General features: G+C 31.3%; 16 protein-coding genes and 1 pseudogene. 13 read left to right on the top strand and 4 right to left on the bottom strand.

The genetic code is table 11. The features are described 5' to 3' along the window. Nucleotide 1: 1 nt before the first annotated feature. From hisS to KQH81_RS07200, 3 genes are all read left to right on the top strand, one after another. Nucleotides 2-1,252: a histidine--tRNA ligase gene (gene hisS, locus KQH81_RS07190; RefSeq protein WP_027638028.1), complete on the top strand. Its 1,251-nt coding sequence runs from the start codon at nucleotides 2-4 to the stop codon at nucleotides 1,250-1,252. A 12-nt stretch (nucleotides 1,253-1,264) separates the two neighbouring features. Next, complete coding sequence (gene aspS / locus KQH81_RS07195) at nucleotides 1,265-3,049, top strand: aspartate--tRNA ligase (protein WP_027638029.1); 1,785 nt, start codon at nucleotides 1,265-1,267, stop codon at nucleotides 3,047-3,049. Nucleotides 3,050-3,130: 81 nt separating this feature from the next. Beyond that, the gene (locus KQH81_RS07200) at nucleotides 3,131-3,394 is read left to right on the top strand and encodes a metal-sensitive transcriptional regulator (RefSeq protein WP_027638030.1); all 264 of its coding nucleotides are present in this window, start codon (nucleotides 3,131-3,133) and stop codon (nucleotides 3,392-3,394) included. A 43-nt stretch (nucleotides 3,395-3,437) separates the two neighbouring features. Here the strand turns inward: KQH81_RS07200 and KQH81_RS07205 are convergent, their stop codons facing one another. Beyond that, nucleotides 3,438-3,908, bottom strand: a complete 471-nt coding sequence (locus tag KQH81_RS07205) for a threonine/serine exporter family protein (RefSeq protein WP_027638031.1) — start codon at nucleotides 3,906-3,908, stop codon at nucleotides 3,438-3,440. Between the two features lies 1 nt (nucleotide 3,909). Continuing rightward, nucleotides 3,910-4,677: a threonine/serine exporter family protein gene (locus KQH81_RS07210; RefSeq protein WP_027638032.1), complete on the bottom strand. Its 768-nt coding sequence runs from the start codon at nucleotides 4,675-4,677 to the stop codon at nucleotides 3,910-3,912. A 211-nt stretch (nucleotides 4,678-4,888) separates the two neighbouring features. Between KQH81_RS07210 and glyA the strand changes: the two genes are divergently transcribed. After that, the gene (gene glyA, locus KQH81_RS07215; protein WP_027638033.1) at nucleotides 4,889-6,121 is read left to right on the top strand and encodes a serine hydroxymethyltransferase; all 1,233 of its coding nucleotides are present in this window, start codon (nucleotides 4,889-4,891) and stop codon (nucleotides 6,119-6,121) included. 226 nt (nucleotides 6,122-6,347) lie between these two features. Here the strand turns inward: glyA and KQH81_RS07220 are convergent, their stop codons facing one another. Beyond that, nucleotides 6,348-7,604 (bottom strand): chloride channel protein, encoded by a 1,257-nt coding sequence (locus tag KQH81_RS07220; RefSeq protein ID WP_027638034.1) that lies wholly within the window; start codon nucleotides 7,602-7,604, stop codon nucleotides 6,348-6,350. A gap of 244 nt (nucleotides 7,605-7,848) precedes the next feature. Here KQH81_RS07220 and pglX point away from each other — a divergent pair, with 244 nt between their 5' ends. The 3 genes and pseudogenes from pglX to KQH81_RS07235 form a co-directional block, all read left to right on the top strand. Further along, nucleotides 7,849-11,457 carry a BREX-1 system adenine-specific DNA-methyltransferase PglX gene (gene pglX / locus KQH81_RS07225; RefSeq protein ID WP_027638035.1) on the top strand — a complete coding sequence of 1,203 codons (3,609 nt, stop codon included), beginning with the start codon at nucleotides 7,849-7,851 and terminating at the stop codon, nucleotides 11,455-11,457. A gap of 62 nt (nucleotides 11,458-11,519) precedes the next feature. Next, the gene (locus tag KQH81_RS07230) at nucleotides 11,520-12,122 is read left to right on the top strand and encodes a phosphohydrolase (protein WP_230029152.1); all 603 of its coding nucleotides are present in this window, start codon (nucleotides 11,520-11,522) and stop codon (nucleotides 12,120-12,122) included. A 2-nt stretch (nucleotides 12,123-12,124) separates the two neighbouring features. Then, nucleotides 12,125-12,343 (top strand): annotated as a pseudogene (locus KQH81_RS07235) (pentapeptide repeat-containing protein); the annotation flags it as partial. A 122-nt stretch (nucleotides 12,344-12,465) separates the two neighbouring features. Here KQH81_RS07235 and KQH81_RS07240 read toward each other — a convergent pair. After that, entirely contained in the window at nucleotides 12,466-13,332 is an 867-nt protein-coding gene (locus KQH81_RS07240) for an AraC family transcriptional regulator (RefSeq protein WP_027638037.1), read from the bottom strand. 199 nt (nucleotides 13,333-13,531) lie between these two features. On the opposite strand from KQH81_RS07240, the gene KQH81_RS07245 reads away from it, so the two are divergent. The 6 genes from KQH81_RS07245 (at nucleotide 13,532) to KQH81_RS07270 (ending at nucleotide 20,338) form a co-directional block, all read left to right on the top strand. Beyond that, nucleotides 13,532-14,425, top strand: coding sequence for a carbohydrate ABC transporter permease (locus tag KQH81_RS07245; protein ID WP_027638038.1), 894 nt, complete (start codon nucleotides 13,532-13,534; stop codon nucleotides 14,423-14,425). Nucleotides 14,426-14,438: 13 nt separating this feature from the next. Beyond that, on the top strand, nucleotides 14,439-15,335 hold the full coding sequence (locus KQH81_RS07250; protein ID WP_027638039.1) for a carbohydrate ABC transporter permease: 897 nt from the start codon (nucleotides 14,439-14,441) through the stop codon (nucleotides 15,333-15,335). Further along, nucleotides 15,332-17,509 (top strand): 1,3-beta-galactosyl-N-acetylhexosamine phosphorylase, encoded by a 2,178-nt coding sequence (gene gnpA, locus KQH81_RS07255; protein ID WP_027638040.1) that lies wholly within the window; start codon nucleotides 15,332-15,334, stop codon nucleotides 17,507-17,509. Before KQH81_RS07250 ends, gnpA begins: the two co-directional genes overlap by 4 nt. A 20-nt stretch (nucleotides 17,510-17,529) precedes the next feature. Beyond that, nucleotides 17,530-17,688: a DUF6903 family protein gene (locus KQH81_RS07260; RefSeq protein ID WP_168972401.1), complete on the top strand. Its 159-nt coding sequence runs from the start codon at nucleotides 17,530-17,532 to the stop codon at nucleotides 17,686-17,688. 111 nt (nucleotides 17,689-17,799) lie between these two features. Next, nucleotides 17,800-19,143 carry a carbohydrate ABC transporter substrate-binding protein gene (locus KQH81_RS07265; RefSeq protein ID WP_027638041.1) on the top strand — a complete coding sequence of 448 codons (1,344 nt, stop codon included), beginning with the start codon at nucleotides 17,800-17,802 and terminating at the stop codon, nucleotides 19,141-19,143. Between the two features lie 88 nt (nucleotides 19,144-19,231). Beyond that, nucleotides 19,232-20,338 (top strand): ABC transporter ATP-binding protein, encoded by a 1,107-nt coding sequence (locus KQH81_RS07270; RefSeq protein WP_027638042.1) that lies wholly within the window; start codon nucleotides 19,232-19,234, stop codon nucleotides 20,336-20,338. The last annotated feature ends 7 nt before the right edge of the window (nucleotides 20,339-20,345 follow it).

A 20,345-nucleotide genomic window follows, 5' to 3' on the forward strand; every position in this document is an offset into this window, starting at 1 on the left:
ATTGGCAATACAAGCACCAAAGGGAACAAAAGATATGCTTCCGCAAGAGGCGTATAAATGGCACTTTGTTGAGAATAAATTAAAAGGCATTGCAAAAACTTATGGTTTCAGAGAAATAAGAACTCCTATTTTTGAAAATACTGAACTTTTCATAAGAGGAGTTGGAGAAACTACAGATGTAGTTCAAAAGGAGATGTACACTTTTGATGACAAAGGTGGAAGAAGCATAACTCTTAAAGCCGAAGGAACAGCACCATCAGTAAGAGCTTTTATAGAAAAAAGCATATATGCTGATGCGCAGCCAACAAAAATGTATTATTTCACACCAGTATTTAGATATGAAAATGTACAGCATGGAAGACTTAGACAACATCATCAGTTTGGTGTTGAAGTATTTGGAGGGGCAGCTGCATCAATAGATGCAGAAGTTATAAGCCTTGCGATGAGAGCTTTTAAAGAGTTTGGAATTCAAGGACTAAAACTTAAGATAAACAGCATAGGATGTCCAACATGCAGAAAAAAATATAATGATGCATTAATGTCGTTTTTAAAGGAAAACTATGATAGCCTATGTGCTACATGTAAGACTAGATATGAGAAAAATCCAATGAGAATTCTTGACTGTAAGGAAAAGAAATGTAAAGAAATCACAAAGGATGCTCCTCTTATAATAGATTATATCTGTGACGACTGCAAAAATCATTTTGAAGATTTAAAATCATACCTTACTGCATTAAATATAGACTTTGAGGTAGATCCATACATAGTTAGAGGCTTGGATTACTATACTAAGACTGTGTTTGAAATTGTGAATAGTGAAATAACAGTCTGTGGTGGGGGACGTTATGATGCTCTTATAAAATCTATAGGCGGTCCTGATATGCCTGCAGTAGGTTTTGGAATGGGATTAGAAAGACTTATAATGACTTTAGAAAAAGAAGGCATAGAGATACCTGTACCTGCTTATATGGAGTTATATGTAGGTGCTATAGGTGATGATAGCAAAAAAGCTGCTCTTGCAATTGTAAATAAATTAAGAGAATTTGGAGTATGTGGAGAGTGTGACCACATGCAGAGAAGCGTAAAAGCTCAAATGAAATATGCAAACAAAATGGGTGCTAGATTTACAATGATCCTAGGAGAAGATGAGTTAAAGACTTCAAAGGCTACTTTAAAGAGAATGTCTGATGGAGAAACATTTGAAGTCAACTTAGATGAACTAGAGAATATTAAAGATATAATTAATGATTAGGAGGAAATAACAATGGGTGAAGCACTAAATGGTCTTAAAAGAAGCATAATGTGTGGCGAGCTTAGAGAAAGCCATGTAGGCAATACCTTTACCGTAATGGGATGGGTTCAAAGAAAACGTAATTTAGGAGGACTTATCTTTGTTGATTTAAGAGACAGAGAGGGGATACTTCAAGTTGTTTTTGGAGAAGAAATAAATAAGGATGCTTTTGAAAAGGCAAATGGCATAAAGCCAGAATATTGTATAGCTGTAACAGGCGTATTAGCAGAGAGAGAATCTAAAAACCCTAATATGCCAACAGGTATGGTCGAATTAAAAGGAACTGAAATAAAGATATTATCTGAGTCAGAAACTCCACCTATATATATAAAGGAAAACTTAGATGCTGGAGAAGCTATAAGATTAAAATATAGATATCTTGATCTTAGAAGACCTGATATGCAGAGAATATTTAAAATTAGACATAAAACTGCAAAGTCTATAAGAGATTTTCTAGACAAGGAAGAGTTCTTGGAAGTTGAAACTCCAATGCTTACTAAGAGCACACCTGAAGGAGCTAGAGACTATTTGGTACCAAGCAGAAATTATCCAGGAATGTTTTATGCACTTCCTCAGTCTCCTCAGCTTTTCAAACAATTACTTATGGTATCAGGTTTTGATAAGTATTTCCAAATAGTAAAATGTTTCAGAGATGAGGATCTAAGGGCAAATAGACAGCCTGAATTTACTCAAGTAGACTTAGAGATGTCTTTTGTTGAGCAGGATGATGTCATGTCATTAAATGAAAGACTTATACAACATGTATTTAAGGAAGTAGCAGGAGTAGATGTAAAACTTCCTATAAATAGAATGCCATATAAAGAAGCTATGGAAAAGTACGGAAGTGACAAGCCAGATTTAAGATTTGGTCTTGAAATTCAAGATATAACAGAAGCAGTTAAAACTGCAGAATTTAAAGTATTTAATGATGCTATATCTAATGGAGGTTCTGTAAGAGCTTTATGTGTAGAAGGCGGAGCTTCTATGGGTAGAAAAGATATAGACCGTTTAGGAGAGTTTGTAAAGACTTATAAAGCTAAAGGATTAGCATGGATTCAGCTAAAAGAAGAAGGCGTAAAATCTCCTATAGCTAAATTCTTAAAAGAAGAAGAGCTTCAAGCTATAATTGAAAAAGTTAATGCTAAAACTGGAGATTTAATCTTAATAGTTGCTGACAAGAACTCTGTAGTATTCCAAAGTCTTGGAGCATTAAGATTAGAACTTGCTAAGAAGCTTGATTTAATAAAGGATAAGGGTGAATTTAAGTTCACTTGGGTTACAGAATTCCCTCTTCTTGAGTATGATGAAGAAGAAGAAAGATATACTGCAGCTCATCATCCATTTACAATGCCTATGGATGAGGATATTCAATATTTAGAAAGCGATCCAGGAAGGGTTAGAGCAAAAGCTTATGACTTAGTTTTAAATGGAGAAGAGCTTGGAGGAGGAAGTATAAGAATACATGATACTGATCTTCAAGAAAAAATGTTTGCTGAATTAGGATTTACAAAAGAATCAGCATGGGAAAGATTTGGATTCTTATTAGAAGCATTCAAATTTGGACCACCACCACACGGAGGATTAGCATTTGGATTTGACAGAATGATAATGTTCTTAGCAGGAACTGAAAACATTAAAGATGTAATAGCATTCCCTAAGAACCAAAATGCATTTTGTCCATTAACTGAAGCACCTAATAATGTTGATGATAAACAGCTTAGAGAGCTTGGCATAAGCAAATTAGAGCTAGAAAAGTAAGATTTTTAATAAATAGCCTCTAAGAATAACTTAGGGGCTATACTTTTATGAAACTCAGCTAAAATAGTATGGGGTGAAAAAATGGATGATAATAAATCTAACTTAAAGAAGGATATTTCTTTAAGGCTTAGAAAGATAGAAGGTCAAGTAAAAGGAATTCAGAAAATGGTTGATAGTGGAAGTTGCTGTAAAGACATACTTGTCCAAATTGCAGCGGTAAGAGCTGCTATAAATAAAGTAGGGGGACTCATGTTAGAGGATTATGCACTAAACTGCATGAATTTAGATGAGGAAGATGAGAATGTAAAGCAACTTATAGACACTATGGTAAGATTTTTAAAGTAATTATGATAAAAGTCATGAAACATTTTGTGTTTCATGACTTTTTTTATTTAGATGATTTTTTTAAAGATTTAGAGTTACGAGCTTTATTTTTTTGTATTAAATGACTTAAGAATTTTGATATTGTTGAAACAAGCATAATCCCGATAGCAATAGCACCAGCACTTAAAATTGTGTGAAGTCCTATTTCAAGAGAAAGATATACATCACCTTGAACAGAAGCTAAAAGAGTATTATACATGCCTTTTCCAGGTACAAGAGGAATAAGGGCACATATTACAAAAATAGTTACAGGACTTTTTAAGATTCTAGCAGCAAATTCTCCATATATGCTTAAAGCAACAGAACCTATGAATAGTGATGTAATGTCTGAAAAACCAGCTAAAATGCAAAGTTCGTATACAAACCAAGCTATACCGCCTCCGATACCTGCAAATATAAGCTTTTTACCTTTTATATTGAAAAGTACACCAAAACTTAAGGAGGCTATAAGAGAATAGATAGAATTTAGAACCATTTTACATTCCTCCCATTAGTGAAAACCAAATTTTTAGTGCTATACCAGTTCCTACGGCAATAGCTACAGCTGTAAGAATAGCCTCAAGACCCCTTGCAAGGGCGGCTAAAAGATCTCCACCAATAGTATCTCTTACGGCATTAGTTATAGCTAATCCAGGAACAAGAAGCATTATAGAACCTATTATTATAATGTTGTAGTCTTGCCCAATAGAAAGATAGGTAGAAATAAGAGCTAAAATACCGGTTAATGCTCCACCAACTACATTTACAAAGAAATCATTGAGCTTATTCTTTGATAGAAAGTTTGAAACAAATTTTATTAATCCTCCTATAAAAAAGGATACAAAAGCATCTCTATAGGAACCTCCAAAAAGTAAAGTAAAAAATGCAGCACTTATTGCAGAAGCTATAATAGTGCATTTTAGGCTATAACATTTATTGGATTCTATATTTTTTAGTTCAAGCTCGATATCATTACAAGATAGATTTTGTATTTGAATATTACGAGAAAGAGCATTGACCAAATTTACTTTTTCTAAATTTACTGTTCTATTTTTAACTCTTCTTATAAGAGAATTTATATGTCCATCTTTGTCCATAACGGAAATCATAATTCCAGTAGGAGTTACGAAACTTTCAGCGTCATAAACGTTAAAATTTGAACATATTCTTGACATAGTTTCCTCAACTCTGTATGTTTCTCCTCCATTTTCTAGTATTATTCTTCCAGCTTCGGAGGCAACATAAATAACTTTGTTTATATCCATAACATACCTCTACATAAATAAAATAAAATAAATATGAAATAAATTGGAAAATTAATATAATTTATATTTAACCTCTAGTATTATATCACAGAAATTCAGTGCATACCTACAAATAATTAAATTTTCTGAAGGGATGTTGATAAAAAATATTCTGAAAATTATAATGTATATATAGATATAAATTATTAATAAAGTTTAAGGGGTGGGAAAAATGAATTTTAATAATGTAAAAGCGACTGATACTGAGGTTTATAGCATAATTGAAGAAGAGATAGCTAGACAACAGCACAATATAGAGCTTATAGCATCAGAAAACTTTACTAGCAAGGCAGTTATGGAAGCAATGGGGTCTCCAATGACTAATAAATATGCAGAAGGATATCCTGGGAAAAGATATTATGGTGGTTGTGAAGTAGTAGATAAAGTAGAGGATTTAGCTAGAGATAGGATGAAAGAATTATTTAATGCTGAATATGCTAATGTTCAACCGCACTCAGGATCACAGGCAAATATGGCTGTATATTTCACAGTATTAAAACCAGGAGATACTGTACTTGGAATGAATTTAAGCCATGGAGGACATTTAACTCACGGAAGTCCTGTTAATTTTTCAGGGAAATTATTTAATTTTGTATCCTATGGAGTTACAAAAGATACAGAAACTATAGATTATGAAGAAGTTAGAAGACTTGCTTTAAAACATAAACCAAAATTAATTGTGGCTGGTGCGAGCGCTTACCCTAGAATAATTGATTTTAAAAAATTTAGAGAAATTGCTGATGAAGTAGGGGCATATTTGATGGTTGATATGGCTCATATAGCTGGTCTTGTTGCTGCTGGATATCATCCTTCACCAGTTCCATATGCAGACTTTGTTACGACAACTACTCATAAAACTTTGAGAGGACCAAGAGGTGGAGCTATATTATGTAAAGAGAAATATGGAAAGGACTTAGATAAAGCTATATTTCCAGGAATGCAGGGAGGACCTCTTATGCATGTAATTGCTGCAAAAGCTGTTTGTTTTAAAGAAGCTTTAGAGCCTGAATTCAAATCATACATGGAAAGAGTTTTAAAGAACACCAAAGTTTTAGGTGAAGAGCTTACAAAGTATGGATTTAGAATGGTATCTGGAGGAACAGACAATCACTTGCTTTTAGTAGATTTAACAAATAAAGATATATCAGGAAAAGATGCAGAAAAGCTTCTTGATAGTGTAGGAATAACAGTAAACAAAAATACAATCCCATCTGAAACTAGAAGCCCATTTGTAACTTCTGGTATTAGAATAGGAACAGCAGCAGCAACTACAAGAGGATTTAATGAGGATGATTTTAGAGAAGTTGCAAGATTTATAAACTATGTAATAGAACACAAAGATGAAGATTTATCAAAGATAAGACAAGAAGTTATTGCTCTTTGTGATAAATATCCATTATATTAAAAAGATAAAAGCTACGTAGTGAAAAGTTAAGAGTTCAGCATATTCAAATATGTTGAACTCTTTTTGATTCCTTTAAAATAGTAATTATTTCCAGGGAAATGTATAAAGTTTCTAAAATATATTAAGTCATCAATAATTAGAACAAGCATTTTAAATTGTTTTTCCATGAAAAGCATATTAGAAGTTGAAAGTTTTTCATGGAAAAACAAGTAGATATCTACAAATGCTAAATGCTACGTTTGTCTATAAATTCTGGCTTAAGCTTAGAGTATACTATCTTCTGTTCACTATATAGACCGTAGTAACCTGAAAGCATGTAGCTTACCGCAGAAGCTACCATAAAGAATAATGCACCATGAGCACCAAATATCTCTATACCAAGAATAAATGCAGTTATGGGACAATTAGTAACACCACAGAATAAAGCAATTAGGCCTATTGCAGCTCCAAATGAAGGATTAAGACCTATTAAGCCGCTTACTACATTTCCTAAAGTTGCACCAACGAAAAATGCTGGTACTATTTCTCCACCTTTAAAACCAGCACCTAATGTTAAAGCTGTAAAAATTATTTTTAAAAGCCACGCCCAAGTGGAAGCATCTCCATTTATGGCATTTTCGATTATGTCCATACCTGCACCAAGATAATCGTTAGAGTCAACAATAAGAGTAAGTACAATCACTATAAATCCACCTGCAACTATTCTTAAATAAGGATTTTTTATATATTTTTTATAAGATTTATTACATACATGCATTGCGTGACAAAATAATATGCTTACCAAAGCACATATACTTGCTAGAAAGATTACTTTTATAACAGGTAGAATATCTAAAACTGGAATACCTGTTATCTTGAAAAAAGGTGCAGAAACCTTGAAAAATCCAGATATAGAATATCCTATTATAGAGGCCAAAGCACATGGAACAAGGGCTGAGTAATGCATGACGCCAATACTTATAACTTCTATAGAAAATAAAGCTGCTGTAAGTGGAGTTCTAAATAAAGCTGAAAAGCCAGCACTCATTCCACACATTATAACAAGATTTAAATCTTTGTCATCAAGTTTTAGCTTTTGTCCTATACCACAGGCTATACTTCCTCCAAGTTGAAGGGCAGCACCTTCTCTGCCAGAAGAACCACCAAAAAGGTGAGTTAATGTGGTTGCCACAAATATTAATGGTGCGGTTTTTATTGATGGTTTTTCGTCAGAACGTACGGAAAGGAACAATAGATTTGTTCCTTTATCATCTAGCATATTGCTTATGCTATAAAAAAATACTATTAAAATACCGCCAACAGGAAGAAACCAAAAAATCCAAGGATTATCCATTCTTACTTTAGTTGCAATTTCAATACTGTAATGAAATAGGGTTCCAAAAATCCCAACTATTAAACCGATTATAATCGAAAAAAATACCCATTTAAAAAATATTTTAATGCTGTGAATGATATTTCGTAAATGATCTAAGTCAAAAGACATGAGTTTATTGTCCTCCTTTATAATAAAAAAATGATATGCATAATGTAGTACACCTTACTATATTATATCATGTTTACAGAATACTGCATCCCATTGTTAGAAAAAATATTCATAAAAAATTCAAAAATAAATATGAGTATAAGAAAATATCAGCAAGTTTATGCCTTATGTTATAATGAATAGTGATAATAGTTATTTAATTTGAAAATTTTTTACTTATCATTTTGAGTGTGGAGGAAAAGTAATGAACAAAAATAATATAAGAACTTTTGCCTTATGGGCGAGAAGAAAACTTATATATGATATAAAGAATCAATTAGAGATTCTTGGGATTTTTAAGGACAGCATATTAAAAGAATATAATCATAAAATACCTAAAAGTTATAGAGATGAGCTTGCAAAGGAAGTGATGAAGAGGGGATTTGAGGAAGTTGTAGAAGAGGCTGCATATGTATGGTTCATAAGGATAATAGCTTTTAGATATATGGAGATAAATCACTTTATTACGGATACAAGCAAATGCTTTTTTGATTCGGAAGAATCTTTTAATATTTCTCATATAGAGTTTATATCTGAAATATCAATGGAATTAAACTTAAACAATGATGAGAAATTGAATTTAAAAAAGAATTTTAGTAATGATTTAGAGAACTTATACAAAACAATACTTATTTTAAGGTGTAGGAAGTTTGCAAATATACTTCCTGATATTTTTTATAATAAAAATAGATATATGGAGCTTCTTATTCCAGATAAAATCTTTGATGAAGAATCAATTTTGAAAAGACTAATTACAGATATAGATGAAAAAGATTTTAAGCGAGGAGTAGAGATAATTGGATGGCTCTATCAATATTATATGTCAGATAAAAAAGACGATGTATTTAATGGACTAAAAGAAAACATAAAGATAACAAAAGAAAATATACCAGCAGCTACTCAATTGTTCACGCCTAAATGGATTGTTCAGTATATGGTTGAGAACTCACTTGTAAGAGTTGTAAAAGGCTATGGAATAAATAGAATTAATATCTCTGAACTTAAAGAAGAATGTAGTTATTATTTAGATGATTATAAAGAAGAAAGTGAAATTTTAGGTGACACAAAATCTATAAGGCACCGTACAGAAGTAGGTAATATTGAAAATATAAAAATAATAGATCCTTGCATGGGATCTGGGCATATATTAGTTTATGCTTTTGATTTTCTATATGAAATTTATAAGAAAGCAGGATATGAGGGAAAAAAAATACCGAGACTTATATTAGAAAATAACTTGTATGGATTAGATATAGATTATAGAGCTGTGCAGCTTGGAACATTTGCTCTTTTCATGAAATGCAGAGAATACAATGATGATTTTTTCACGGAAGTTGAATATGAATATGTAAATATTAATATGTGCACTATAGAAGAAAGTAATGATATATCTAAAGAGGAAGTTAATTACTTTGTGAATGCTTATATAGAAAGTAAAAATTATAGTGATGAAGTCAAAAATGAAAAGTTTAGAAAAGATATTGAGTATTTAGTTGAAATTTTTAAAGATGCCAAGGAATATGGCTCAATTTTAGATGTTAAAAATTTGAACTTTGTGACCTTAAAAGAAAGCATTAACACTATGAAAAATAAAATCATACCTTCATTTCAACTATCTAAGCATATACTGTTTGAAAAGATTCTAAAGCTTATTAATCAAGGAGAGATTTTAAGTGGAAAATATGATGCTGTAATAACAAATCCTCCATATATGGGGATAAGAGGGCTTAATGATAAGCTTTCATCATATCTTTGCGAAAATTATCCTGTTTCAAAGTATGATATGTTTTCTGTTTATATGGAAGTTTGTCAGAGACTTGCTAAAGAAAATAGCTTTTATTCCATGATAACTCCTCATTCATGGATGTTTTTAAGTAGCTTTACAGCTCTTAGAGAAAAGCTTATAAAGGAAGGAAACTTTATAAATATGATACATCTTGGTGCTAGAGCTTTTGAAGAAAATGTGGGAACCATCGTACAGAATGTAGCTTTTATATTTAGAAATGGAAATGTTTCATCATATAAAACTAAAATAATAGATTTAACAAAAGAAGAAAATAGCAGGGAAAAAGAAAAGAAGCTTATTTCTATAAAAAAAGATAAAACTAGTAGTAATGTTTATATTGGTGACCTTAAAATTCTAATGGAAACTCAGACAAAATCTATAGCTTATTGGATAAGCGATAATGTAATAAAGCTTTTTAGTGAACTTCCTCCATTAAGCAGTATAACAAAACCAAGACAAGGGATTGCTACTTCAGATAATAAACGATTTTTAAAAAACTGGTTTGAAGTTGAAAGAGATAAAATTAAATTTGATGCATTAAGTAAAGAAGATGCTATGATTTCAGAAAAAAAGTGGTTTCCTTACAATAAGGGCGGAGACTATAGAAAATGGTACGGAAATAACGAGTATGTCATAAATTGGGAAAAGGATGGGAAAGAAGTTAAAGAGTATGCATCAAAGCTATACAAATCCTATAGTAGAACTATTAAAAATGAAGATTTTTTCTTTAGAAAATGTCTTACATATACATTTATATCAGAAGATATGGGAGTGAGATACTGTCCCAATGGATTTATATTTGATGTGGCAGGTTCATCGGTATTTTTTGAAGATAATGAAAAGATAAATGTAATATTAGGATTTTTATGCAGCAAAGTTGCAAAGATGTTTTTAGATACAATGAACCCAACTTACAACATACAGGTTGGCGATTTAAAAAACATACCTATAAAAGAAGAAATGTATACATGTATAGATATAAAAGAAAAAATAGATAATCTGGTTAGAGAAAATATAGAAATTTCCAAAAGAGAATGGGATTCTTTCGAGATTTCATGGGACTTCCATTCTCATCCTCTTGCAAAGAGAGGTATGAAATTGTCAGAGGCATTTAAAATATGGGAAGAAAAAATGAAAATAGATTTTAATAAGATTAAGAGAAATGAGGAAATGCTGAACAAGATTTTTATAGAGTTATATGGACTTCAAGATGAACTTTCAGAATCTATGAATGATGAGGATATAACTTTTAGAAAAGCTGATGTTAAAAGGGAAGTAAAATCTTTAATATCATATATTATAGGATGTATATTTGGAAGATATGATGCTGAGGCGGTAAATAATTATAGAATTAAAAGTGGAGAAGTTGAAGAGCAAGGTACAAAATCTAAATGGTTTGCTAAAAATAATATCATTCCAATTACTGAGGATGAATATTTTGAAGATGATATAGTTTATATATTTGTAGAATTTATTAAGGAATTTTATGGAGAAGAAAATTTAGAGGAGAACCTTGAGTTTATAGCATCTTCATTAAAAAAGAAAGAGGGAGAGACGTCTAGGCAAGTTATAAGAAGGTATTTTATTAAAGAGTTTTATAAAGATCATGTGAAAACTTATGAAAAAAAGCCTATTTATTGGATGTTTGATTCTGGCAAAAATGATGGGTTTAAAGCTCTTATATATATGCATAGATATGAACCGGATATGATTTCTAAAATTAGAGAAAATTATCTTAAGCTATTAATAAAAAAATACGAAGAAGAAGCTGAGAGGCTTTCTCTTATGATAAATTCAGAAGTTATAAATAAAAAACATAGAAGTTTTGCTAAAAAGAAAACTTATAGGATTTATAATCAAATAGAAGAGCTAAAAAAATACAATAATATAGCAGCCTATGTTGATGGCAAAAAGATAATTATAAATTTAGATGATGGAATTAGGCATAATTACGAAAAGTTTCAAGGAATAAATATGGTTGATTCTAAAGGACAAGAAGTTAAGATGAACTTGCTTTGTAAAATTTGATATTTGGAATATGTAGTGATAAAGTTATAAAGTAGAATTAACAGGGGGAAAGGGATGGCAGTATGACTAATGACATAATTACTAAAGAAATTTTAGAAAAAGATTATGATGAGGAAATAAAAGACAATATATTAACTTATAGCGGTGTAAGTTTCTATCCATTAAATCCAAATAAAGATGATATAAAAATAGATGATATAGCACATGCATTATCACTTATGACTAGAGCAAATGGACATTTTAAACATTTCTATTCAGTTGGGCAACACTCTATTAATTGTTATAAAGAGGCAAAGAATAGAAATTATTCTTACAGAGTTCAAATGGGATGTTTACTTCATGATGCCAGTGAAGCTTATCTTGCTGATATAACTAGACCAGTTAAAAAGAATATGAGTAAATATTTTGTTTGGGAAGACAGACTTCAAAAGGCTATTTTTGAGAAGATAGGACTAAATGAACTTACGGATGAAGAGAAAGTTAAAGTGAAATCCATAGATGACTCTATGCTTTATTATGAATTTGTTGATCTTATGGGAACTAAACTTTTTAGTGAAGAGCCTTTTATAAGCATGGATCATAACTTTGAATTTGAAGGTTTTGACAAAGTAGAGGATGAATTTAAATTTATATATAATGAGTTGAAAGGCAAAATTTTAGATTAGGAGCGAAATTTATTGGTGCAGATTTAAGAGATACAGACCTTAGGGGAGCTGATCTTGAATATAGCATATTTCTTACACAGCAGCAGGTGAATAGTGCAAAGGGTAATGCTTCAACAAAACTTCCTAGGGAATTAGTTATACCGAGTTATTGGGATGTGCATTATAGGTTTTTATGTACAAATTATCTTTTATACTCAAGTTTCATTAATAATTGTTTGTGAGATTTTAATAAAACAATTTAACTTAAAAAATTTTAAGGCCGGCATTTAAAATTAAGTGCTGGCCTTAAAGTATTTTATAATTATTATGTAAATATAATTTTATAAGTCATATGATATTTTTATTACTTTAGCTGCAACTTGTACTCTTTCGGAGATAAGCCAGTGACTTTTTTAAACATCTGACTAAAATAAGATGAAGTTGAAAAGCCAACTATAGATGAAATATCTCTTATTGAATAATTAGTAGTTTTTAAAAGATTTTTAGCTTCAGATATTCTTTTGTTTATTACATAATTTATAGGAGAAACTCCTATTTGTTTAGTAAAACTATGAACCACATAATATTTATTTACATGAGATATAGAAGCAAGCTTATCTAATGTTATGTTTTCAGAGTAATGTGAATCTAGATAGTTCTTTATTTTCATGCATTCTAAATTAAGATGTTCTTTTGAATTTTCTTTTAGGTCAACATCCTCAGATTCTCCTCTAGATATAAAAACAATAATAAGAGTAATAAGACTTTTGCACACAAGTTCATAATTTAAAGGCTTATTTTCAATTTCGCTAATTAAAAGTGGATCTATAAGATTTAAGTATATGCCTAAATTATCTGGATGAATAACTTTGTATAAGTCATTTTTATTATCATCCTCACTATTTACAAGTGTAGGAGAATCATGATGAACCAGTGAAAGATTATCTATGCCAAGAACTATATATTCTAAAGGATCTTTGCCTGTATTTGATTTTTCTGTATGAAGACAGTTTGGATTAATTATGATAAGGTCACCCTTAGAAACGTTTACAGTATTGTCGTCTAAATGAAAATTTCCAGAACCATTAGTTATAAAAAATATTTCTGTAAAAGGATGAAAGTGAGCAGTACTATGCCAGTCGTTTTCAAATTTTGATTTGGATATGTAAAGAAGTTCAAAGTCCACATTAAAATTAGCATTCTCCTCTACATCATATCTTGTTATTCCCATTTTGTAATCTCATACCTCCTCTAACAAAATAATACAAGTTTCTCTTATAGTTTATCATATTATTGCCTATTAGTATATTGCTTTTTATGACAATAATACTATAAATATTAGCAAGAAAGTTATTGTGTAAAAGATTACATTGATTGTAAAATATAAATAGACAGAAAAGGATGAGAACTAAATAAAGGAGAGAGTGGTAATGAAAAGAAAAGTATCATCAAAAAAACTTTTTATTGGATGTTCTATAATTCCTGCAATAATACTATTTGTTGTATTTATGGTTATTCCAACAATCAATGTCTTCTGGATGTCCTTATTTAAGTGGGGAGGACTTACAAGCAAAAAAACCTTTGTAGGCTTTGATAATTTTAAGATACTTTTGGAGGATCAAAATTTTCTATCATCTTTCAAAAATACTTTGCTTATCTTAGTTGTAGTAACCTTAATTACATTGGTACTAGCTATAATAATTGCAGCTGTATTGTCTAGGGAAAATGTTAAATTTAAGAACTTCTTCAGAGTAATTTTTTATCTGCCTAACATACTTTCAGTTGTTGTTATATCAGCTATTTTTTCAGCTATATTAGATCCTAACGAAGGAATTATAAATGCCACTTTAGATTTTCTGAGTTTAGAATCATTAAAAAGAATGTGGCTAGGAGATCATGAAGTTGTTATATGGTGCATAATTTTTGCAATGATTTGGCAGGCAGTAGGATATTATATGGTAATGTATATGTCAAGTATGTGCAGTATACCAGAAAGTCTTTATGAAGCAGCAGAACTTGAAGGTGCTTCTAAGATAACACAGTTCTTTAAGATAACATTACCTTTAATATGGAATGTAATAAGGACAACCTTAACATTCTTTATTATAAGTACTATAAATTTAAGTTTCTTATTTGTAAAAGTAATGACTGGCGGAGGTCCAGATGGAGCATCTGAGGTTTTCCTAAGCTATATGTACAAGCAAGCTTACTCTAATTCAGCTTATGGATATGGAATGGCAATAGGCGTAGTAATCTTCTTATTCTCTTTTGGACTATCCTTTGTAATAAACAAAGCAACTAAGAGAGATGTAATAGAGTTTTAAGGGGGGATAAGATATGAAGAAAAAACTAAAAGATGTATCGGGGAAAAAGCTCTACAAATTTTTTATATATTTTTGTTTGATACTATTTGCCTTAAGCATAATAGTACCACTAGGATGGTCAATCCTTGCATCTTTTAAACATAAATCTGAATTCTATGGAAATCCATGGGCACTGCCTGAAGGTTTCTATTTTGAAAATTTTAAAAAGGCATTTGTGGAAGCTCACATGGGAGAGTACTTCTTAAATTCAATCATAATAACTGGACTAGCTTTGGCAATACTTTTAGTTGTATCGATTCCTGCTGCATATACTCTATCCAGATTTGAGTTCAAAAGCAAAAAAGTTATAAACACTTTATTTACTGCAGGATTATTTATAAACGTTAATTATATAGTAGTTCCTATATTTTTATTAGTTGTAGGTGGAGAAAAGATTGTAAGGCAGATTTTTTCACTGCCAGCCAGTATGACATTATTTTTAGATAGCAGAATAGTAATTGCTATAATTTATGCGGCAACAGCTCTTCCTTTCACAATTTATTTACTATCAAGTTATCTAAAATCCATACCAAAAGCATATGAAGAAGCTGCTTATATTGATGGATGTGGATACTTTAAAACGCTTATAAAAATAATAATTCCAATGGCTAAACCAAGCATAATAACAGTGATATTATTTAACTTTTTAGCCTTTTGGAATGAATATATAATAGCACTTACCCTTCTTCCAAATGGCTCAAAAACTTTGCCACTTGGACTTATAAATCTTATGCAGGTACAAAAAACTGCTACTGACTATGGAGCAATGTATGCAGGGCTTGTAATTGTAATGATACCAACAATAATACTCTACATTTTAGTTCAAAAGAAATTAACTGAAGGTATGACAATAGGGGGAATAAAGGAATGATAAAAGAAAATAACGCAAAAAAAGGAAGAGTAACTATCCCTACAGATAATGATTTCATAAAAGAAACGATAGAAATAGTTGAAAAGTGGGGAGCAGACGCAATACGTGATTGCGACGGGTTTAAGCTGCCTAAAGAAATAAGTGGTCTTGCAGAAAAAATTTACTCAACATATTTTGTAGCACGTGGAGACAATGAATGGGCTAAGGCTCATATGGACGAATTACAACAAACTTATCTTATGACAAAGCATAAAGTAGCTCATGAAGATATTTTAAAGATAAATATAATGGAAGATTATTTTAAAGAAGAAATAAAACCAGATACTATTCATGATATAAAGGAATTTTGGGAAGTAATAGATAGAACTACTGGAGAAGTGGTTGATGCTAAAAATTGGGAGTATCAAGAGGAAAATGAGCAGGTTATAATAAAAAATGTAGCTAAATGGCATGAATACACTGTTTCATTTTTAGCTTACTGCATATGGGATTCAACACAAATGTACAATCACATAACAAATAACTGGGGAGATAAGCCTCACGAAATGCCTTTTGATATAAGAAATCCAAAGACTAATGCTCATATTTTTGAAGCTATGCACAGATGGCTTGATGAGCACCCAGAAACTAATGTAGTTAGATTCACAACTTTCTTTTATCATTTTACTTTAGTATTTAATAATCTTGCAAAAGAAAAGTATGTTGATTGGTTTGGATATAGTTCAAGCGTAAGTGCAGAAGCTCTAAAAGCCTTTGAAAAGAAAAAGGGATATAAGCTTAGAGCAGAAGACATAATAGATCAAGGATATTACAATAGCTCTTTTAGAGTTCCAAGTAAAAAATATTTGGATTACATGGATTTCCAGCAACAGTTTGTAGCTGAAAATGTTAAAAAATTAGTTGATATAGTTCATGAAAAAGGAAGAGAAGCTATGATGTTCCTTGGTGATAACTGGATTGGAACTGAGCCTTATGGAAAGTATTTTGAAAATATAGGTCTTGATGCAGTTGTAGGATCCGTAGGTGGCGGTGCTACTTTGAGAATGATTTCAGAAATACCAGGAGTCAAATATACTGAAGGGAGATTTCTTCCATACTTTTTCCCAGATACATTTTATGAAGGAAATGATCCCACTATAGAGGCAAGAGAAAACTGGTTAACCGCACGTAGAGCTATAATGAGAAAACCAGTTGACAGAATAGGATATGGTGGATATTTATCATTAGCGTATAAATTCCCTAAATTTGTTGAGTATATTAGCAATGTATGCGAGGAATTTAGAGAAATTTATGATAATATAGATGGTAAGAAACCGTATTGTGGTTTAAAAGTAGCTATATTAAATTCTTGGGGTAAACTTAGAAGCTGGCAGACTCACATGGTTGCACATGCTCTATGGTATAAGCAAATTTATTCTTATCTTGGAATATTAGAATCATTAAGCGGAATGAGTGTAGATGTAAGTTTTATAAGCTTTGATGATATTAGAAGCAGCAACGTTTTAGATGACATAGATGTAGTTATTAATGCAGGAGATGCGGGAACTTCATTTAGCGGAGGACGTGAATGGCTTGATGAAAAGGTTATAACTAAAATAAGAGAATGGATTTATAATGGCGGAGGCTTTGTAGGAGTAGGAGAACCAACTGCAGAATTAAATGAAGGCCATTACTTCCAGCTAGCAGATGCTTTAGGTGTAGATAAAGAACTTGGATTCTCATTGAGCTCGGATAAATACTTTACAAAAGAATTAGAGCATCACTTTATAACTGAAGATGTTACTGATCCTTTAGATTTTGGCGAAGGAAAGCAGAATGTATATGCTTTAAGCAAAAACACAGAGATAATATCTTATGTTGGTGGGGACCTTCTTATGAGTGCTAATAGCTATGGTAAAGGCAGATGCGTATATATAGCAGGACTTCCATATTCAATTCAAAACAGCCGTATACTTATGAGAAGTTTATACTATGCTGCTAACAAAGAAAATGACTTAAAGAAGTGGTATGCTGATAATATCAATTGTGAAGTATCTGCTTATTTAGAAAGCAAGAAATATGCTATTATAAATAACTCAAATGAAGAGCAGGAAACTACAGTTTATGATGGATGTGGAAATATTCAAAAGATAATACTTAAACCTTGTGAGATAAAATGGCTTGATATTATTTAACCTTTTAAGGGGGAAGAGATATGGCAAAGAAGATAATCTATGCAGTTATATTCATAATGTCATTAATCATGGTTACAAAAGGAAAGCTTATAGATGGATATACTGGACTTTTTATAATGCTCCTTGGTTTAGCATTAATATTGTTTGAACTATACTTATACAATAAAAAGTATCAATAGCAATATGTGGATAAAACCAAGCAATATAATTATAGTAATAACGTTTTCACAGCAATATAATAAAAATATAACCAATAGTAAAAAGAACCATATTTAAAGGGGGAAATTTATATGAAAAAGAAAAGTATTGCTCTTTTACTAAGTGCCTTAATGACTGTATCAGTTTTTGCAGGCTGTGGTGAAAAGGCAGATAAAGATGCAGCAGCAGATAAAAAAGTTCTTAAGATTGCAGCATTTGAGGGAGGATATGGAAAAGTTTATTGGGAAAAGTTAAAAGAAAACTTTGAAAAGTCTCATGAAGGTGTAACTGTAGAGCTTACAGTAGCTTCTAACTTAGAAGAAACTATACGACCTCAGATTCAAGCAGGTAATGTGCCAGATTTAATCTATTTAGCAACTGGAAGACCAGATGCGCTAACTGAAACTTTTATAAAAGAACAGTCTTTAACTGACATATCAGCTTTATTAGATATGACAGTGCCAGGAGAAAGTGTAAAAGTTAAGGACAAGCTATTACCAGGCTTTGTAGGAAACTCAGTAACAAGCCCATATGGAGATGGAAAAACATATTTAGCACCATTATTCTACGGACCAACAGGGCTATTCTACAACAAAGCATTATTTAAAGAAAAAGGATATGAAGTTCCAAAGACTTGGGATGAAATGTTCGCATTAGGAGATAAAGCAAAGAAAGATGGAATTTCATTATTCTCATATGCAACAGCAGGATATTTCGACTGTGCACTTCCACCTATCATAGCAAGTGAAGGCGGACAAGATGCTGTAAAAGCACTATATAGTTATGGTGAAGGTTTCTGGAATACAGAAGCAGCTAAAAAGGGATTAGAAACAATTGCAAAGATGAAGGATTATTTAGAGCCATCAGTAGTTGCAAATGCAAATAATCAGAACTTTAAGAAGAATCAACAATTAGTTTTAGATAACAAAGCTTTATTTATACCAAATGGTAGTTGGTTACCAGGCGAAATGAAAGATGCTCCAAGAGCAGACGGTTTTGAGTGGGGATTCATGGCTTACCCAGCAACTAAGGATGGTGGAAAGCAATACTCCGTTAACTTTATAGAACAAATGTATGTACCAAAAGACGCTAAGAATGCTGATTTAGCAATGGAATTTATGGCTTATATGTATAGCGATGAAGCTGTTAAGATAATAGCTGAAAATGCTAAGGGTGTTGTACCAGTTAAGGGTGCTATAGATTTAGCAAAATCTTATTTAGATCCAACACAAGTTGAATTATTCCAAGTATATGACAAGGGAGCACTACCAGTTATAGAGAACTTTGTAGCAACAACACCAGTAGAAGGATTAAACTACTCAGATGTATATGTTGGAACAATAGACTCAATAATGACAGGAAAGAAGACAGTTTCAGATTGGCAAAAATCTCTTGTTGAAGCTAGTGACAAGCTTAGATCAGCAATAATTAAGTAATTTAACAGATATGGGGGTGTTTATAAAATGGACATCCCCATAATTATAAAGATATTTGAATTTCATGTGAAAGGTAGAGTGTATAGATATGGCAAGTTTATCATTAAAAAATATAGAAAAGATTTATGACAATGGATTTAAAGCAGTCCAAAATTTCAACTTAGAAATAGCGGATAAGGAATTTATAGTTTTTGTTGGACCTTCAGGTTGTGGTAAATCAACAACATTAAGAATGATAGCAGGCTTAGAAGATATAACTAAAGGAGAATTATATATAGGTGATACGCTTGTTAATGATGTTGAGCCAAAGGATAGAGATATTGCCATGGTGTTTCAAAACTATGCATTATACCCACATATGACTGTTTATGACAATATGGCTTTTGGACTTCAAATAAGGAAGGTAGACAAAAAAGACATAGATCAAAAGGTAAAGGCAGCGGCAAAAATATTAGATATAGAGCATTTATTAGAGAGAAAACCAAAAGCATTATCTGGAGGACAAAGACAGAGGGTAGCTATGGGAAGAGCTATAGTTAGAAATCCTAAAGTATTCTTAATGGATGAACCTTTATCAAATCTTGATGCAAAACTAAGAGTTCAAATGAGAACTGAGATATCAAAACTTTCAAAGAAACTCGATAGTACATTCATATATGTAACCCATGACCAGACAGAAGCTATGACTTTAGGAACTAGAATTGTTGTTATGAAAGATGGAGTGGTTCAGCAGGTTGCAACTCCAAAAGAAATTTATAATCATCCAGCAAATCAATTTGTAGCTGGATTTATAGGAAGTCCACAAATGAATTTTATGTATGGAAAGATAATTGAAAGAGATGGCAATGTTTACCTTGAGACATTAGGAAAAGAAATAGAAATGTCATCTGAAAGAACAGGACTTTTAAAAGCCTCAAATAATATAGGCAAAAATGTACTAGTAGGAATAAGACCTGAAAATATAGTTTGCGTAAATGATGATTTTAAGGGAGAAAGTCCAGTATTTAAAGCACAGGTAGAAGTCTCTGAAAATTTAGGAGCTGAAGTATTTCTTTATACAAAGATAATGGATAGAAATATAACTATAAAGAGACCTGAAGAAGATGGATTAGAAAATAAGGAAAGCGTATCTTTCGTTATGAATATAGAAAAATTACATGTATTTAATGAAGAGGATCAAGTAACAATCTTTTAAGGAGGGA

Origin of the sequence: Clostridium cadaveris (assembly GCF_020911725.1) — a bacterium.
GTDB lineage: Bacteria > Bacillota > Clostridia > Clostridiales > Clostridiaceae > Clostridium_X > Clostridium_X cadaveris.

Bases quoted from the DNA above. Each gene is read 5' to 3' on its own strand.
- aspS (WP_027638029.1), top strand. From the start codon at position 1,265: ATGGGTGAAGCACTAAATGGTCTTAAAAGAAGCATAATGTGTGGCGAG.
- KQH81_RS07200 (WP_027638030.1), top strand. From the start codon at position 3,131: ATGGATGATAATAAATCTAACTTAAAGAAGGATATTTCTTTAAGGCTT.
- KQH81_RS07205 (WP_027638031.1), bottom strand. From the start codon at position 3,908: ATGGTTCTAAATTCTATCTATTCTCTTATAGCCTCCTTAAGTTTTGGT.
- KQH81_RS07210 (WP_027638032.1), bottom strand. From the start codon at position 4,677: ATGGATATAAACAAAGTTATTTATGTTGCCTCCGAAGCTGGAAGAATA.
- glyA (WP_027638033.1), top strand. From the start codon at position 4,889: ATGAATTTTAATAATGTAAAAGCGACTGATACTGAGGTTTATAGCATA.
- KQH81_RS07220 (WP_027638034.1), bottom strand. From the start codon at position 7,604: ATGTCTTTTGACTTAGATCATTTACGAAATATCATTCACAGCATTAAA.
- pglX (WP_027638035.1), top strand. From the start codon at position 7,849: ATGAACAAAAATAATATAAGAACTTTTGCCTTATGGGCGAGAAGAAAA.
- KQH81_RS07230 (WP_230029152.1), top strand. From the start codon at position 11,520: ATGACTAATGACATAATTACTAAAGAAATTTTAGAAAAAGATTATGAT.
- KQH81_RS07240 (WP_027638037.1), bottom strand. From the start codon at position 13,332: ATGGGAATAACAAGATATGATGTAGAGGAGAATGCTAATTTTAATGTG.
- KQH81_RS07245 (WP_027638038.1), top strand. From the start codon at position 13,532: ATGAAAAGAAAAGTATCATCAAAAAAACTTTTTATTGGATGTTCTATA.
- KQH81_RS07250 (WP_027638039.1), top strand. From the start codon at position 14,439: ATGAAGAAAAAACTAAAAGATGTATCGGGGAAAAAGCTCTACAAATTT.
- gnpA (WP_027638040.1), top strand. From the start codon at position 15,332: ATGATAAAAGAAAATAACGCAAAAAAAGGAAGAGTAACTATCCCTACA.
- KQH81_RS07260 (WP_168972401.1), top strand. From the start codon at position 17,530: ATGGCAAAGAAGATAATCTATGCAGTTATATTCATAATGTCATTAATC.
- KQH81_RS07265 (WP_027638041.1), top strand. From the start codon at position 17,800: ATGAAAAAGAAAAGTATTGCTCTTTTACTAAGTGCCTTAATGACTGTA.
- KQH81_RS07270 (WP_027638042.1), top strand. From the start codon at position 19,232: ATGGCAAGTTTATCATTAAAAAATATAGAAAAGATTTATGACAATGGA.